The organism is Burkholderia sp. 3C (assembly GCF_054589155.1).
Map to the genome: position 1 here is coordinate 1 of NZ_BAAILN010000086.1, position 14607 is coordinate 14607.

At 69.0% G+C, this 14607-nt stretch carries 14 protein-coding genes; 6 read left to right on the forward strand and 8 right to left on the reverse strand.

Translation table 11 applies throughout. From position 1 onward, the window contains the following. Both ACYP33_RS15015 and ACYP33_RS15020 read right to left on the reverse strand, forming a co-directional pair. Positions 1-1258 (reverse strand): MFS transporter (locus ACYP33_RS15015; RefSeq protein ID WP_459622658.1); only part of this gene is annotated, 1258 nt, incomplete at its 3' end. Positions 1259-1329: 71 nt separating this feature from the next. After that, positions 1330-1743, reverse strand: coding sequence for a tautomerase family protein (locus tag ACYP33_RS15020; protein WP_459622659.1), 414 nt, complete (start codon positions 1741-1743; stop codon positions 1330-1332). Positions 1744-2015: 272 nt separating this feature from the next. Here ACYP33_RS15020 and ACYP33_RS15025 point away from each other — a divergent pair, with 272 nt between their 5' ends. After that, a complete protein-coding gene (locus tag ACYP33_RS15025; RefSeq protein ID WP_414441152.1) occupies positions 2016-2444 on the forward strand; it encodes a MarR family winged helix-turn-helix transcriptional regulator in 429 nt (142 codons plus the stop codon). On the opposite strand, the gene ACYP33_RS15030 is transcribed toward ACYP33_RS15025, so the two are convergent. From ACYP33_RS15030 to ACYP33_RS15055, 6 genes are all read right to left on the reverse strand, one after another. Beyond that, positions 2445-3287 (reverse strand): YkgJ family cysteine cluster protein, encoded by an 843-nt coding sequence (locus ACYP33_RS15030; protein ID WP_459622660.1) that lies wholly within the window; start codon positions 3285-3287, stop codon positions 2445-2447. Positions 3288-3349: 62 nt separating this feature from the next. After that, the gene (locus ACYP33_RS15035) at positions 3350-4345 is read right to left on the reverse strand and encodes an XdhC family protein (RefSeq protein ID WP_459622661.1); all 996 of its coding nucleotides are present in this window, start codon (positions 4343-4345) and stop codon (positions 3350-3352) included. An 18-nt stretch (positions 4346-4363) separates the two neighbouring features. Beyond that, positions 4364-5326, reverse strand: a complete 963-nt coding sequence (locus ACYP33_RS15040) for a LysR family transcriptional regulator (protein ID WP_459622662.1) — start codon at positions 5324-5326, stop codon at positions 4364-4366. A gap of 9 nt (positions 5327-5335) precedes the next feature. Further along, positions 5336-6790, reverse strand: coding sequence for an NAD(P)(+) transhydrogenase (Re/Si-specific) subunit beta (locus ACYP33_RS15045; protein ID WP_459622680.1), 1455 nt, complete (start codon positions 6788-6790; stop codon positions 5336-5338). A 14-nt stretch (positions 6791-6804) separates the two neighbouring features. Beyond that, a complete protein-coding gene (locus tag ACYP33_RS15050; RefSeq protein WP_459622663.1) occupies positions 6805-7128 on the reverse strand; it encodes an NAD(P) transhydrogenase subunit alpha part 2 in 324 nt (107 codons plus the stop codon). Positions 7129-7142: 14 nt separating this feature from the next. Beyond that, positions 7143-8294, reverse strand: a complete 1152-nt coding sequence (locus ACYP33_RS15055; protein ID WP_414448258.1) for a Re/Si-specific NAD(P)(+) transhydrogenase subunit alpha — start codon at positions 8292-8294, stop codon at positions 7143-7145. 270 nt (positions 8295-8564) lie between these two features. Here ACYP33_RS15055 and ACYP33_RS15060 point away from each other — a divergent pair, with 270 nt between their 5' ends. The 5 genes from ACYP33_RS15060 (at position 8565) to ACYP33_RS15080 (ending at position 14540) form a co-directional block, all read left to right on the forward strand. Continuing rightward, positions 8565-9362 (forward strand): SDR family NAD(P)-dependent oxidoreductase, encoded by a 798-nt coding sequence (locus ACYP33_RS15060; protein WP_459622664.1) that lies wholly within the window; start codon positions 8565-8567, stop codon positions 9360-9362. 27 nt (positions 9363-9389) lie between these two features. Then, entirely contained in the window at positions 9390-10259 is an 870-nt protein-coding gene (locus ACYP33_RS15065) for a type 1 glutamine amidotransferase domain-containing protein (RefSeq protein ID WP_414448256.1), read from the forward strand. A gap of 158 nt (positions 10260-10417) precedes the next feature. Further along, on the forward strand, positions 10418-11782 hold the full coding sequence (locus ACYP33_RS15070) for a cytochrome c (RefSeq protein WP_459622665.1): 1365 nt from the start codon (positions 10418-10420) through the stop codon (positions 11780-11782). Beyond that, complete coding sequence (locus ACYP33_RS15075) at positions 11779-12246, forward strand: (2Fe-2S)-binding protein (protein WP_459622666.1); 468 nt, start codon at positions 11779-11781, stop codon at positions 12244-12246. Before ACYP33_RS15070 ends, ACYP33_RS15075 begins: the two co-directional genes overlap by 4 nt. Next, entirely contained in the window at positions 12243-14540 is a 2298-nt protein-coding gene (locus ACYP33_RS15080) for a xanthine dehydrogenase family protein molybdopterin-binding subunit (protein WP_459622667.1), read from the forward strand. The genes ACYP33_RS15075 and ACYP33_RS15080 overlap by 4 nt, the downstream gene beginning before the upstream one ends. Positions 14541-14607 lie beyond the last annotated feature (67 nt).

Sequence of the window (14607 nt, forward strand, 5' to 3'; positions counted from 1 at the left end):
ACACCAGCGTGATGAAAGCCGCGCCCATCGCGAACAGCGCGATCGGGCCGAAATCGCCGTACTTCGCGAGCAGCGTGGTGGCGATCACCGGCGTCGGCGCGCCGGCGAGCAGCGCGCCGAGCTGGAAGCCGATCGTCACGCCGCTGTAGCGCACGTCGGGGCTGAACATCTCCGCGAACCAGGCCGCCATCGGCGCGAACACGGCCGCGTGCGCGATGCTGATCACGATGACCTCGGCCAGCAGCACCAGCAGCGGGTTGCCGGTGCCGACCAGCAGGAAGAACGGGTAGGGCGCGAGCACGGCCACCAGCGCGCCGAACACCACCACCGGTTTTCTGCCGAGCCGGTCGGACAGCGCGCCGAACAGCGGGTTGGTGAGCAGTTCGAGCGCGGCCGCCAACAGGATGGCGACCAGCACCATGCGGCGCGGCAAGCCCAGATGCCGCGTCATGTAGGACAGGCCGAAGGTCGTGAAGACGTAATACAGGATGTTGTCCGCGAAGCGCAGGCCCGCCGACAGCACGATCGCCCGGGGAAAGCGGCGAATCGCTTCCAGGATCGGCAGGCGGGCTTGCTTGCGCGAATCGAGGATCTCGCGGAACACCGGCGGTTCCTCGATGCGCAGGCGGATCAGCAAGCCGATGACGACGAGCAGCGCGCTGCACACGAACGGAATGCGCCAGCCCCAGGCGAGGAAATCGGTTTCCGGCAAGCGGCTGACCAGTTCCATGGCGCCCGTCGCGAGGCACAGCCCGGCGGGCAGCCCCATTTGCGGAAAGCTGCCGTACAGCCCGCGCTTGCCTTGCGGCGCGTGTTCGACCGCGATCAGTGCCGCGCCGCCCCATTCGCCGCCGACCGCCAGCCCCTGCACGACGCGCAACGCGATCAGCAGGACCGGCGCGAGCATGCCGATCTGCCCGAACGACGGCACGAGCCCGATCACGGCCGTCGAGATGCCCATCGCCAGCAGCGTGGCGACCAGCACGAACTTGCGCCCGATCCGGTCGCCGAGATGGCCGGCCACGATGCCGCCGAACGGGCGCGCGATGAAGCCGACCGCAAACGTGCCGAACGCGAGCAGCGTGCCCGTCAGCGGATTGTTGCCCGGGAAATACAGCGGGCCGAACACGATGGCCGACGCGATGCCGTAAAGGAAGAAGTCATACCATTCGATCGTACTGCCAATGAAACTGGCCGCGGCGATCGTCGACATTTTCGTCTTCGTGCCGTGGCCTTCAGCCGGGGTGGATGTATTCACGTTCGTCTCCTGCCTGCATGCTTGTGCAATCGATGCTTGTTGTGTGTCGTGCTCCCGCGAGCCATGCCGCCTTACGCGTAGGGCGGATCGGGCAGTTGCTGGCCGCCGCGGATGATGTATTTGGCGACGTATTCGAGCAGGCCGGTTTCGATGCGGGTTTCGGGAATGCCGGCGCACCGGCTGAAGATCGCGCTGACCTGCTTGACCAGCGATACCTTCGCTTCCTCCGAGCGCCCGGCGCGGATGTTGCACATGATCAGCGTATCGCTGCCGGGCTCGCCGCCCACGTAGCTGCTCTCGGCGGCCAGGTCGTTGAAGACGACGCTGATGATGTTGATCGGTGACAGGATCGTGTTGTGCACGGCCTGGGTGATTTCCCTGGCGATTTGCCGTTTGATGTCGACGTCTAGCCCTGCGCGTGTGGTGCAAACGATGATCGGCATGGTTTTCAAGCTCCGTGGTGAGAGAGGCGGTGATGTGTCCAATCGGTTTCAGACTATTTTGCATACGTATGCAAAATAGGGCGCTTGCGAGGGCGAGTTTCGCCACGAACCGCGTTCCGGCCCGATTGGATGAGCGACCATCTATCGAAGCGAAAATCGGCTGATCAATAGATGTACGTGCATCAGTATAGAGATCGATTCGCGAATCCGGTGTCGGTGAGAACCCTTGGTTGTACGCTGCGGATGCGTGTTTCAAGGGGTTTCCCGCTACCATGGCGGAGCTGCACGAATCCGCACAGGGAAGGCGAGGGGACATGTTCACGGAATGCTATTGCACCCAGTTCAGGCGTTCGGCGAATGCGCTGACGCAAATCTACGACGACACGCTGCGCCCGCTCGGCCTGAAGATCACGCAGCTTTCGCTGCTGCGCGCGCTCGACCGGCTCGAAGCCGCCACCTACAACGAGATCGCCGCCGAGGTGGCGCTCGACAAGACCACCATCTCGCGCAACATCAAGTCGCTGATCGAGGCGGGCTGGGTGGTGACGTCCCCTGATGACGATGCGCGCTACAAGGTGGCGCGCTTGAGCGACGAAGGCATTCGGGTGCTGGCCGAAGCGCAGCCGTATTGGCGCGAGGCGCAGGCGCGGGTGGAGCGGGAGATCCGCAAGTACTTCAAGGGGCCGGCGAAAACCGCGCTGCTGGAGGTGCTGCAAACGCTGCAGGGCGTTGGGTCGGCGTAATCAACCCGGCGCGTCCTCAACGAAGAAACCCAAATACGAAAACGCATCACCGGCCTGCTGCATGCCGACGCGCTCCGCATCGGCATCGATCTCGCGCAGCGTGTCGAGCGTCGCGCTCCGGTTGCTGACATAGCGCCATGCATGCGGAGACCGCGGGTCGCGGCTCGTCTCGCCGCCATCACTGCCATCGCCACCATCCTCATCGGCAACGCGCGCGCTCAACGCCGCCTCGCGCGCCGTATCGAGCGCCGCGCGCAAGCGCGTGCGATCCGGCGAATAGATCACGAAGCCCTCGTTGGCCAGCGCCGCGCGATCGTAGCCCAGTTCGGCGCACAGATACGCCTTGGTCATGCGGTCCTGCGCATCGGCATGGCGCGACTGCGCGATCAGGTCGGCTGTCTGCGCATCCACCAGCGTGCCGGCCCGCTGGAACACGGGCTGGCTGGAGGCCCAGGCTTCCGGCGGGCAGGCCTTCGCGGCCGGGTCGAGCGATACCGCCGGATTGACCTCGGCCGGATAGATCCGGCACACGCGTGGCCGTTGTTCGTACGCGCCGCAGGTCAGGTCGGTGCGCAGGTGCGGGCAGGCGCCGGCAAACGCGGCCACCAGCGTGACCGACACGCGCACGGGCAGCGCGCCGCAGTGCGCGGCGAACGAGCGTTGGCGTCGATGGCGAACCAGCACCGGGTCGCCGGGCGGCTCCGCCGGCCACGGAATCGCGTCGCAGAACACTTGCACGGCGCCGCCGCGCGCCAGCCAGGCGGCGGCCTCGTCGACGGCGAGCGGCAGGCGCAGGTCGTGGCAGCATTGGCCGCAGCGGGTGCATGAAAAATGAATCGACATGAGCGGTGGCGAGTGAGTGGGGGTGCGTGCGCGCGTTGCGGCAAGCGGAATCGGCGCGGCGCTCAGGCGGCTTCCCGCGCCGCCTTGGCCGCCTCGATCTGAACGAACGCCGGCAGCGCGACGCCGTTCCGGGCGGCGGTCAGCTCGGCGAGGATCGATATCGCGATTTCCGGCGGCGTGCGGCTGCCGATATAGATGCCGGCGGGGCCGTGCAGGCGCGACACCTGCGCCGCGCTCAGGTCGAATTCCCGCAGGCGTTCGCGGCGCGCCCGGTTGTTGCGGCGCGAGCCGAGCGCGCCCACATAAAACGCAGGGGTCCTCAGCGCTTCCATCAAGGCGAGATCGTCGAGCTTGGGATCGTGCGTCAGCGCGATCACGGCGCAGCGCGCATCGAGCCGCATGTCGGCGACGGTATCGTCCGGCATGGTCCGCACCAGCGTGACGCCGGGGATATCCCAGGTGTCGCCGTATTCGTCGCGCGGGTCGCACACGGTCACCTGATAGTCGAGCCCCACGGCGATGCGCGCGAGATAGCGCGAAAGCTGCCCCGCGCCGATCACGAGCATCCGGTAGCGCGGGCCATGGATCGTCGTCAGGCGGCGGCCGTCGAAGCGCAGTACAGCGTCGGCCGTAGCAGGCGCGAGGCGGGCGTGGCCGGTGGCGAGGTCGAGCGTGCGGGCGACCAGCGCGCCGCCGCGCACGGCGTCGTGCAGCGCCCGGATGCCGGAGGCGGGCGTCAGCGGTTCCAGCACGAGCTGAATCGTGCCGCCGCACGGCAGGCCGAAGCGGTGCGCTTCCTCGGCGCTGATGCCGTAGGTCAGCACCTCGGGCGTGGCGTGCGTGACGCCTGTGCGCCTCACGCGCTCGATCAGATCGTCCTCGATGCAGCCGCCCGATACCGAGCCCACCGCCAGCCCGTCGGCGCGCACCACCAGCATGGCGCCCTCCGGGCGAGGCGAGGAGCCCCAGGTTTTCACGACCGTGACCAGCAGGCTGCGGTGGCCCTCGTCGAGCCAGCGCGCGCCGCATTGCAGGACTTCGAGATCGACGCTATCCATGGTGGCGTTCCCGCGTGCTCATTCGGCGCGGTCGCGCCCGGCCGACACGGCGGGCGCGGGATGCGGGTTGAAATGATGCGCGGCGCTGACCGTGCGGAAATACGACAGGCAGGCCTCGATGAACGTGCGCACGCGACGCGGCGGCGACGCCGAGCGCTGGTACTGGATGCCGAGCGAAATTTCGCCGAGGCTCAGCGCGTCGCCGAGCCCGGCACGCAGCAGGTGGCCGCGCGCCAGATCGGCCGCCACCGTCAGTTCCGGCAGCATGGCGAGCCCCGTGCCGGCCAGCGCCAGCTCGCGCGCGACCAGGCCCGGCACCGCCGAATACGCCTTGCCCAGCGAGGCCGGGCACGCTTCGTCATGGAGTGCGAGGCATTCGCGCGACTCGGCACCGGCCTCGCGGCCGTCGATCAGCCGGTGCCGCGACAGGTCGCGCAAGGTGTGCAGCGGGCCGTGCTTGCGCAGGTACGGTTCGCTGGCCACCAGCACGTTGCGTGACGTGAACAACGGCCGGTTGACGACGGTGCTGTTGAGGATCCGGTCCGGCGGATAGATCGCGGCGTCGCAGCCGCTGTCGACCAGGTTCAGCGGCGCATCCTGCATGCTCACCTGCAGTTCGACGCACGGCGAGGTCGTGGAAAACGCATGCAGCACGGTGGCGATGCCCGAGGCCACCGCCAGCGGATGCACCACGATCCGGATCGGCCCGCACTCCGAGGTGGTGTCGTCGGCCAGGCGGCGCTCGGCATCGTCCACCATCTCGATGATCCGCACACAGGTCTCGAGATAATCGCGCGCGCCCTCGGCCAGCGAGACCTTGCGGGTGGTGCGATTGAGCAGCCGCGTGCCGACCTGCTGCTCGAGTTCGCGGATGGTGCGCGACAGAACCGGGCGCGACACGTTGAGATGTTCCGCCGCGCTCGTGTAGCTCTGGAATTTCGCCACCGCCACGAAGGCGCGCATCGATTGAAGGTGATCCATGGGTCCGCCTCATTCCACCGATTTGACCAGCGCCTCGACGACCTTCTTCGCATCGCCGAACACCATCATCGTCTTGTCGAGATAGAACAGCTCGTTGTCGAGCCCCGCGTAGCCGGCCGCCATCGAGCGCTTGTTGACGATCACGGTGCGCGCCTTGTACGCCTCCAGGATCGGCATGCCCGCGATCGGCGATTTGGGGTCGTTCTTCGCGGCCGGGTTGACCACGTCGTTCGCGCCGAGCACCAGCACCACGTCGGTCTGGCCGAACGCACCGTTGATGTCGTCCATTTCGTGAACGAGTTCGTACGGCACCTCCGCTTCGGCCAGCAGCACGTTCATGTGGCCCGGCATGCGGCCCGCGACCGGGTGGATCGCGTAGCGCACGTCGATGCCTTTCGCGACGAGCTTGTCGGTCAGCTCCTTGAGCGCATGCTGGGCGCGCGCGACGGCCAGGCCGTAGCCGGGCACGATCACCACCGATTCGGCATTGCCGAGCATGAACGCGGCATCGTCGGCCGAGCCGGCTTTGACCGGCCGCTGTTCCTGCCGCCCGCCGGCCGCCGACGCGCCGGGGTCGGTGCCGAAGCCGCCGAGCAGCACGCTGAAGAACGAGCGGTTCATCGCGCGGCACATGATGTACGAGAGGATCGCGCCCGACGAGCCCACCAGCGAACCGGCGATGATCAGCATCGGATTGTTCAGCGAGAAGCCGATGCCGGCCGCCGCCCACCCCGAATACGAGTTCAGCATCGACACCACCACCGGCATGTCCGCGCCGCCGATCGGCACGATGATCAGCACGCCGAACACAAACGCGATCAGCGTCATGGCGACGAACGGCAGCCACGCCTGCGTGGCGATGAACGCCGCGCCGAGGCCGAGCATCGCGAGCGCGAGCAGCAGGTTGAAGGCGTGCTGGCCGGGGAACGTGACCGGTGCGCCCTGGAACAGCCGGAACGTGTATTTCCCCGACAGCTTGCCGAACGCGATCACCGAGCCCGAGAACGTGACCGCGCCGATCAGCGTGCCGAGCGCGAGCTCGACGCGGTTGCCGTACGGAATCGCGACCGGGCCGGCCGCGCCGGTGGCGGCCAGCTCGAACGCGGCCGGTTCGGACACCACCGCATAGGCGATGCAGACGGCGGCCAGGCCGATCAGCGAGTGCATCGCGGCCACCAGTTCCGGCATCTTGGTCATTTCGACGCGCGCCGCGAGATAGGCGCCGATCCCGCCGCCGACGATCAGCGCGGCCAGCAGCAGCGCGAGGCCCAGCGTCAGGTCCGCGCCGAGCCGCGCCGCTTGCTGCGCGATCAGCGCCAGGCTCGTGACGACGGCGATCGTCATGCCGGCCATGCCGAACACGCTGCCGGCCCGCGCGCTTTTCGGATGCGACAGCCCTTTCAGCGCCTGGATGAAGCACACCGAGGCGATCAGGTACAGCAGCGTGACGACGTTCATGCTCATGAAATCGAGGGCCATCATGCACGCTCCGCCGCGTCCGCGCGCGCTTTCGGTTCCTTCCTGCGGAACATGTCCAGCATGCGCCGCGTCACCAGGAACCCGCCGAATACGTTGACCGCCGCGAGCAGCACGGCCAGCGTGCCGAACGCCTTGCCCTGCGCGCCGACCGTCAGGCCGGTCGCGAGCATGGCCCCGACGATCACGATCGCGGAGATCGCATTGGTGACCGCCATCAGCGGCGTGTGCAGGGCCGGCGTGACGTTCCAGACGACGTGATAGCCGACGTAGATCGCCAGCACGAAGATGGTCAGGTTGATGACCGTGTGATTGATGACTTCCACCGCGAAGCTCCGGGTCAGAATGCGCGCGCGACCTCGCCGTCGCGTGCGAGCAGGGTCGACGCGACGATGTCGTCGGCGAGATCGATGTTCAGGACGCCTTCCTTCGTGACGATCAGCTTCATGAAGTCGAGCAGGTTGCGTGCGTACAGCGAGGACGCATCCGCGGGCACGCGGGCCGCCAGATTCGTGTAGCCGCAGATCCGCACGCCGTGGTGGTCGATCACCCGATCTTCCTGGCTGAGCGGGCAGTTGCCGCCGCGCCGGCCGCTGGCCGCGTCGGCAACCGGGCCGCGCCCGGCGGCCAGATCGATCACCACCGAGCCGGGCCGCATCGCCTCGACGGCCTCGGCCGGCAGCAGCGTGGGCGCGTCGCGGCCGGGCAGCAGCGCGGTCGAGATCACGATGTCGGCCTGCCGCGCGCGTTCGTGCACGAGCGCGGCCTGGCGCGCCAGCCAGGCGGGCGGCATCGGCCGCGCGTAGCCCCCGGCGCCTTCGGCGGCCTCGCGTTCTTCCTCGGTTTCGTACGGCACGTCGAGGAATTTCGCGCCCAGCGATTCGATCTGCTCGCGCACGGCCGGCCGCGCGTCCGACGCCTCGACCACCGCGCCGAGCCGCTTGGCCGTGGCGATGGCCTGCAGGCCCGCCACCCCGGCGCCGAGCACCAGCACGCGGGCCGCCTTCACCGTGCCGGCCGCGGTCATCAGCATCGGCACGAAGCGCGGATATAGCTCGGCCGCGATCAACACCGCCTTGTAGCCGGCGATATTGGCTTGCGAGGACAGCACATCGAGGCTTTGCGCGCGCGTGGTGCGCGGCGCGGCTTCGAGCGCGAAGGCGGTCAGGCCGGCGGCGGCCAGCCGCGACGCGTTGGCGGCGTCGAACGGCTCCAGCATGCCGATCAGCACCGCGCCGCGCCGGAACAGCGGCAGCTCCTCGGCGCTCGGGGTGCGGACCTTGAGCACCAGCTCGGCGTCGAACGCCGACGCGGCGTCGACCAGTTCGGCGCCGGCCGCCGCGTAGGCGTCGTCGGGGTGGCTGGCCAGGGCGCCCGCGCCGCGCTGCACGCTCACGCGATGCCCCTGGGCGACATAACGCTTGACCGTGTCGGGCGTCGCGGCAACGCGCGCCTCGTTCGGCCGGGTTTCGGCGGGAATACCTATCTTCATCGGCTTGGCTCGATCTCGTTGCGTTCATTGCGCCGCGGCGCGAGGCCATCGAAGGCCTCACGCCGTGCGGATCAGTTGCAGGGAGCCGATTCTGGGGAATTCGATGGCCGCGCCCAAGGACGAATCCGCAAGGTTTCCGGTCAGGTCGACCGAGCCGGAAGCGATGTCCGAAATCCTTGCATATTCGACATTGAGGGCGCGCGTCGCCCCGGCCAGAATGCAGCCATGACTCGACGCCCTGTCGGTTCACCCAACCAAAAAGGATTCACCATGACTGCTTCCACGAAAGGTTTCGCCCTGATCACGGGCGCTTCGGCCGGCATCGGCGCCATCTACGCGGACCGCCTCGCCAAGCGCGGCTACGACCTGATCCTGGTGGCGCGCAACCAGGAGCGCCTGAGCGCGCTGGCCACCCGCCTCACCGCGGAAACGGGCCGCTCGATCGAGACGATTGCCGCCGACCTGAACGACAAGGCCGCGCTCGCGAAGATCGAGCGCCTGCTGCGCGAGGACACGCGCATCACGATGCTGGTCAACAACGCGGGCATCGGCTCGGTCGCGTCGGTCCTGAACGACGACGTCGACACGATGGAATCGATGATCAACCTGAACATCACCGCGCTGACGCGGCTGACCTACGCGGTCGCGCCGGCCTTCGTCGCACGCGGCGCGGGCACCATCATCAACATCGGTTCGGTGGTGGGCATCGCCGTCGAGATGCTGAACGGCGTGTACAGCGCTTCGAAGTCCTACGTGTTGAGCTTCGGCCATGCGCTGCAGCGCGATCTGGCAGGCAAGGGCGTGCGCGTGCAATCGGTGCTGCCGGCCGCCACCGCGACCGAATTCTGGGATGTGGCCGGCTACGCGAAGCAGAAGGAAGCGGCCAGCACGATGCCCGCCGCCGTGCTGGTGGATGCCGCGCTGGCCGGCCTCGACGCAGGCGAGCTGGTGACGATCCCGACGCTGCACGACGGCGAGGCCTGGACCCGCTGGGAAGCCGACCGCCGCGCGCTCGCGCCGCAATTCGCCAACGCCAAGGCCGCGCCGCGCTACGCGCTGGACGCTTGAGCCCCCAACCTGACAACGGACACTGTGATGAAGAACATGCTCAAGATCGGCGCGGCGATTCTCGCGACCGCGACCGCGTTCGCCCTGCCGATGAGTGCCTCGGCGCAATCGCGCGGCAAGGTGCTGGTGGTGATGTCGAGCGCGCACCAGCTCGACCTGCGCGACGGCAAGAAGTACGAAACGGGTTACTACCTCAACGAATTCGTGGTGCCTTACCGCAAGCTGGTGGAAGCGGGCTACGAGCCGGTGATCGCCAACCCGAAGGGCGACATGCCGGTGATGGACGCCAATTCGAACAACAAGATGTTCTTCGGCGGCGACGAGGCGGCCCGCGCCGACGCGCTGAAGTACGCGCAAGGCATCGCCCAGTTGAAGCACCCGAAGACGCTGGCCTCGGTGGTCGCGGGCGGCACCGGCGGCTACGTCGGCCTGTTCATCCCGGGCGGTCACGCACCGATGGTGGATCTGCTGAAGGATCGCAATCTCGGCAAGATTCTGGTGGGCTTCCACGACAACGGCCGTCCCACCGGGATCATCTGCCACGGCCCGATCGTGCTGCTGTCCACGCTGCCGGACCCGGATGCGTTCGTCGCCTCGATGGTCGCCAACGACGGCAAGGCCAATTCGCTCGCGAAGGGCTGGCCGTACGCGGGCTATCGCCTGACGGTGTTCTCGACCGGCGAGGAAGAACAGCTCGAAGGCCCGAACGGCCTGGGCGGCAACGTGCAGTTCTATCCGGTGAACGCGCTGGCCGAAGCGGGCGCGCACGTCGACACGATCGCCAACTGGCACAGCAACGTGATCGTCGATCGCGAACTGATCACGGGCCAGCAGCCGATGTCCGCGCCGGAATTCGGCGACGTGCTGGTGTCGAAGCTGAACGCGCGCACGCACTGAGCGGGGCCGCGCACGGGTCGATGTCCGGAAAACCGTGTGTTTCCGGCATGGACCGTCAATCCGGCGTCGCTTAACGTGGCGCCGTCAAGTTTCCGGCCGCCGCGCGATGCGGCGGCCGGATCGATTCAGAGTGTCTGCACCGGCGGGAACGCGTATCCATGGCTAGAAACAAGGAAGAGCTGCCGCAAGCCGGGCCGGCTTCGTCGCGCAATGCGGCAGGGCGATACCGGCGTTGGCTGGCATGGCTGGTGGCGGTATTGGCCGTGGGCCTGGCGGGCTTCGCCGCGTTCGCCTGGCGGCCGGCGATCGACGCCGTGCCGACGCCCGCCGCAGCGGATTTTTCGCCGGTCCTGATCGGGCAGGGCGCGAAGCTCGCCGCCGCGGGTTTTTGCGCAAGCTGCCACAGCGTGACGGGCGGCAAGCCGTTCGCGGGCGGCTACGCGATGAAGACCGGCTTCGGCACGATCTACTCCACCAATATTTCGCCCGACCGCGAAACCGGCATCGGCGACTGGTCGGAAGCGGCGTTCGTTCGCGCCATGCGCGAAGGCGTGGCGCGCGACGGCTCGCATCTGTTCCCGGCGTTTCCGTACGACCATTTCACGCGACTGTCGGATGCCGATATTCAGGCGCTGTACGCGTACATCATGACGCGCCCCCCGGTGCATGCGCAGAACCATCCGAACGAGATGCCGTTCCCGCTCGGGATTCGCGCGTTGCAGGCCGGCTGGAAGCTGTTGTTTTTCCATCCGACGCGATTCGTGCCGCGCGAGGATCGCTCGCCGCGCTGGAATCGCGGCGCCTACCTGGCCGAGAGCCTCAGCCATTGCTCGGCGTGCCATACGCCGCGCGGCCCGCTCGGCGAGGAATTGACGAACCGCTTATACCAGGGCGCGGCCGTCGACGGCTGGTTCGCGCCGCCCTTGACCGCCGCGAATCCCGCGCCGGTGCCGTGGACCTCGGCCGAACTGCGCGACTACCTCGTGACCGGCCTGAGCCGCTATCACGGCTCGGCGGCCGGTCCGATGGCGCCGGTCGTGCAGGCGCTCGCCACGCTCGACGCCGACGATCAGGCCGCGCTGGTGACCTACGTCGAATCGCTCGGCGCGGGCGATGCGCATGCGGATCGCGCGGCGTCCGCCGTGGCCGCCGCGCTGGGCCAGGACGCGCTCGATCACGCGCGGGTCGACAGCGCCGGTGGCCGCCGCTTCCTGGCGGCGTGCGCCTCGTGCCACTACAACCGGCCGCCGGACGTCAATCCGCAGCGGCCGGAACTCGGCCTGAACAGCGCCGTGCAGCTCGACGATCCGTCGAACCTGATCCGCGTGATGCTGTACGGCATCAACGCGCAGGACGGCGCTCCGGGCATCGTCATGCCGGGTTTCGCGCACGCCATGACGGACGACGACATCGTCAGCATTGCCGGCTATTTGCGCAGCACGCGCACCGGCCGCGCGCCGTGGCCGGACCTGGCCAGGCAAGTGGCCGCGATTCGCGCGGCCGGACCCGGAGAAATTCGATGACGCAGTTTCAGATCAACGGCCGGCCGGTGCAGGTCGACGCCGACGAGCAGACCCCGCTGTTGTGGATCATCCGCGACGAGATCGGCCTGAAGGGCACCAAGTTCGGTTGCGGCATCGGCATGTGCGGGGCCTGCACGGTGCACGTGGGCGGACGGCCGACGCGCTCGTGCGTGACGCCGCTCGGCGCGGTCGAGGGCGCCGACCTCACCACCATCGAAGGGCTCGACCCGCACGGCGCGCATCCGGTGCAGCTTGCCTGGCGGGCGCTGCAGGTGCCGCAGTGCGGCTACTGCCAGTCCGGCCAGATCATGCAGGCCGTCGCGATGCTCAAGGATTTCCCCGCGCCGAGCGACGCCGACATCGATGCGGTGATGACCGGCAACCTGTGCCGCTGCATGACGTATTCGCGCATTCGCGACGCCATCAAGCAGGCCGCGCGCGAGATGGCGGGAGGCAAGTCATGAGCCGGGTGCAACACGGCGGCGCGGCCGTCAACCTGTCGCGGCGCGGCTTCCTGGTGGCGAGCGCGGCGACCGGCGCGCTGTTCGGCTTCTCGCCGGCCCATGCGCTCGATGTGCTCGCCGGCAGCGGGCAGGACGCGGCGGGCGGCGGGTTCGCGCCGACCGTCTGGTTCGGCATCGACCATCAGGGCATCGTGACGGTGAACGTGCCGAAGGCCGAGATGGGCCAGCACATCGGCACCGCCATCGCGCGCATCCTGGCCGATGAGCTCGAGGCCGACTGGGGCGCGGTGCGGATCGTCGGGGTGGATACCGACCCGCGCTGGGGCTTCATGGTCACGGGCGGCAGCACGTCGGTGTGGGCCACGTTTCCGGTGTTCAGCCGGGCCGGCGCGGCCGGGCGGATCGCGCTGGTGGAGGCGGGCGCGGCGCTGCTCGGCGTGCCGGCCGCGGCCTGCGTGGCGCGCGGCGGCGCGGTGCATGCGGGCAGCCGCGCGATCGGCTATGGCGAGATCGTGCGCCGTGGCCGGCTCGGCCGGCAGTTCTCCGCCGACGAGCTCAAGGCGCTGCCGATCAAGCCGGCCGCGAGCCGCAGGTTGATCGGCCAGCCGGTGCCCGCGCTCGACGTGCCGGCCAAGACCACCGGCGCGGCCGTCTACGGCATCGACGCGGTGATTCCCGGCATGGTCCACGCGCGCCCCAAGCTGCCGCCCACGCGCTACGGCTCGAAGGTGCTCGCCATCGACGACAGCGCGGCGCGCGGCATTCGCGGCTACCTGCGCAGCGTGGCGCTCGACGATCCGTCGAACACCGTGCCGGGCTGGGTGATGGTGATCGCCGACACCTACTACGCGGCGTTGCGCGCGGCCGATTTGGTCAAGGTGACATGGCAGAACGGCGAGACCGCGAATGTCTCCGAGCAGGACCTGTTCAGCCATGCCGCCGGGCTCGCCGCCGATCCGCATCAAGGCGCGCTGCTCGACACCGGCGGCGGCGACGTGGATGCCGGGCTGGCCCGCGCCGGCACGACGCTCGACAGCCGCTACACCACCACCGGCGTGCTGCATTTCCAGCTCGAACCGGTCAACGCGGTGGCGTTCGAGAAGGCCGGCGTGTTCGAGATCCATACCGGCAATCAGGCGCAGGGCTTCATCCTGCCGGTGCTCGCCAAGGCGCTGCAGGTGCCGGTGGAGCGGATCGTGATGCGCACCTACCTGATCGGCGGCGGCTTCGGGCGGCGGCTGAACGGCGACTACGCGGTGCCGGCGGCGCTGGCCGCGAAGGCGCTCGGGCGGCCGGTCAAGATGGTGCTGACGCGCGAGGACGACACGCGGCTCGATTCGTTGCGCTCGCCCACGCTGCAACGGCTGCGGCTCGGCTGGGACGGCGGCGGCCGGATCGTGGCGATGGAGCATGTCGCCGTGGCGGGCTGGCCGAGCCTGACGGTGTTCCCGGGGAATATGCAGAAGGGCACCAACGGCGTGCCGTACGACCCGTTCTCGATCGCCGGCGCCGATCACTGGTACGACGTGGGCGCGCTGCGCGTGCGCGCCGTCAACAACGATTTGGCGCAGAAGAGCTTCCGCCCCGGCTGGCTGCGCGCGGTCGCGCCGGGCTGGACCAACTGGGCGCTCGAATCGTTTCTCGACGAGGTGGCGCACGCGCAGCGCCGCGATCCGTTGGCCTTGCGGCTCGCGCATCTGACCGGCGCCGGCCGCAACACCGGCTCGGCGCCGAGCGCGACCGGCGGCGCGCTGCGGCAGGCCAACGTGATCCGGCGCGTGACCGCGCGCGCCGGCTGGGGCCGCGCCATGCCGCCCGACACGGGGCTCGGCCTTGCCAGCTCGTTCGGGCAGGAGCGCGCGATGCCGACCTGGTGCGCCTGCGTCGCGCAGGTCAGGGTCGATCGCCAGACCGGCCGCGTCACGGTGCAGAAGCTGTGGATGGAGATCGACGCCGGTTCGATCGTCGATCCGGGCGGCGCGCTGGCGCAGGCCCAGGGCGCGACGTTGTGGGGCTTGAGCATGGCGCTGCACGAAGGCACCGGGTTCGAGAACGGCTACGTCAAGGACCTGAACCTCGATACCTATACGCCGCTGCGCATGGCCGACGTGCCGGCCATGGAGATCGCCTTCGTGCCGAGCACGGAGGCGCCGGTGGGCCTGGGCGAGCCGCCCACCACGGTGGTCGCGCCGGCCATCGGCAACGCGATCTTCGCGGCGGTGGGCGTGCGCATGCGCGATCTGCCGATCCGCGCCGAACGGATTCGGCAGGCGCTGCACGCGCCGAGCGCCTGACCCCGGCCGATGACGCTCGCCGTCATCGGCCGGCAGATCGGCCGGGCCGCCCTGCGCCCGGCCGCGC

Excerpts from the sequence above, each read along its gene's own strand:
- ACYP33_RS15025 (WP_414441152.1), top strand. The coding sequence starts at position 2,016 with ATGTTCACGGAATGCTATTGCACCCAGTTCAGGCGTTCGGCGAATGCG.
- ACYP33_RS15030 (WP_459622660.1), bottom strand. The coding sequence starts at position 3,287 with ATGTCGATTCATTTTTCATGCACCCGCTGCGGCCAATGCTGCCACGAC.
- ACYP33_RS15035 (WP_459622661.1), bottom strand. The coding sequence starts at position 4,345 with ATGGATAGCGTCGATCTCGAAGTCCTGCAATGCGGCGCGCGCTGGCTC.
- ACYP33_RS15040 (WP_459622662.1), bottom strand. The coding sequence starts at position 5,326 with ATGGATCACCTTCAATCGATGCGCGCCTTCGTGGCGGTGGCGAAATTC.
- ACYP33_RS15045 (WP_459622680.1), bottom strand. The coding sequence starts at position 6,790 with ATGAGCATGAACGTCGTCACGCTGCTGTACCTGATCGCCTCGGTGTGC.
- ACYP33_RS15055 (WP_414448258.1), bottom strand. The coding sequence starts at position 8,294 with ATGAAGATAGGTATTCCCGCCGAAACCCGGCCGAACGAGGCGCGCGTT.
- ACYP33_RS15060 (WP_459622664.1), top strand. The coding sequence starts at position 8,565 with ATGACTGCTTCCACGAAAGGTTTCGCCCTGATCACGGGCGCTTCGGCC.
- ACYP33_RS15065 (WP_414448256.1), top strand. The coding sequence starts at position 9,390 with ATGAAGAACATGCTCAAGATCGGCGCGGCGATTCTCGCGACCGCGACC.
- ACYP33_RS15070 (WP_459622665.1), top strand. The coding sequence starts at position 10,418 with ATGGCTAGAAACAAGGAAGAGCTGCCGCAAGCCGGGCCGGCTTCGTCG.
- ACYP33_RS15075 (WP_459622666.1), top strand. The coding sequence starts at position 11,779 with ATGACGCAGTTTCAGATCAACGGCCGGCCGGTGCAGGTCGACGCCGAC.
- ACYP33_RS15080 (WP_459622667.1), top strand. The coding sequence starts at position 12,243 with ATGAGCCGGGTGCAACACGGCGGCGCGGCCGTCAACCTGTCGCGGCGC.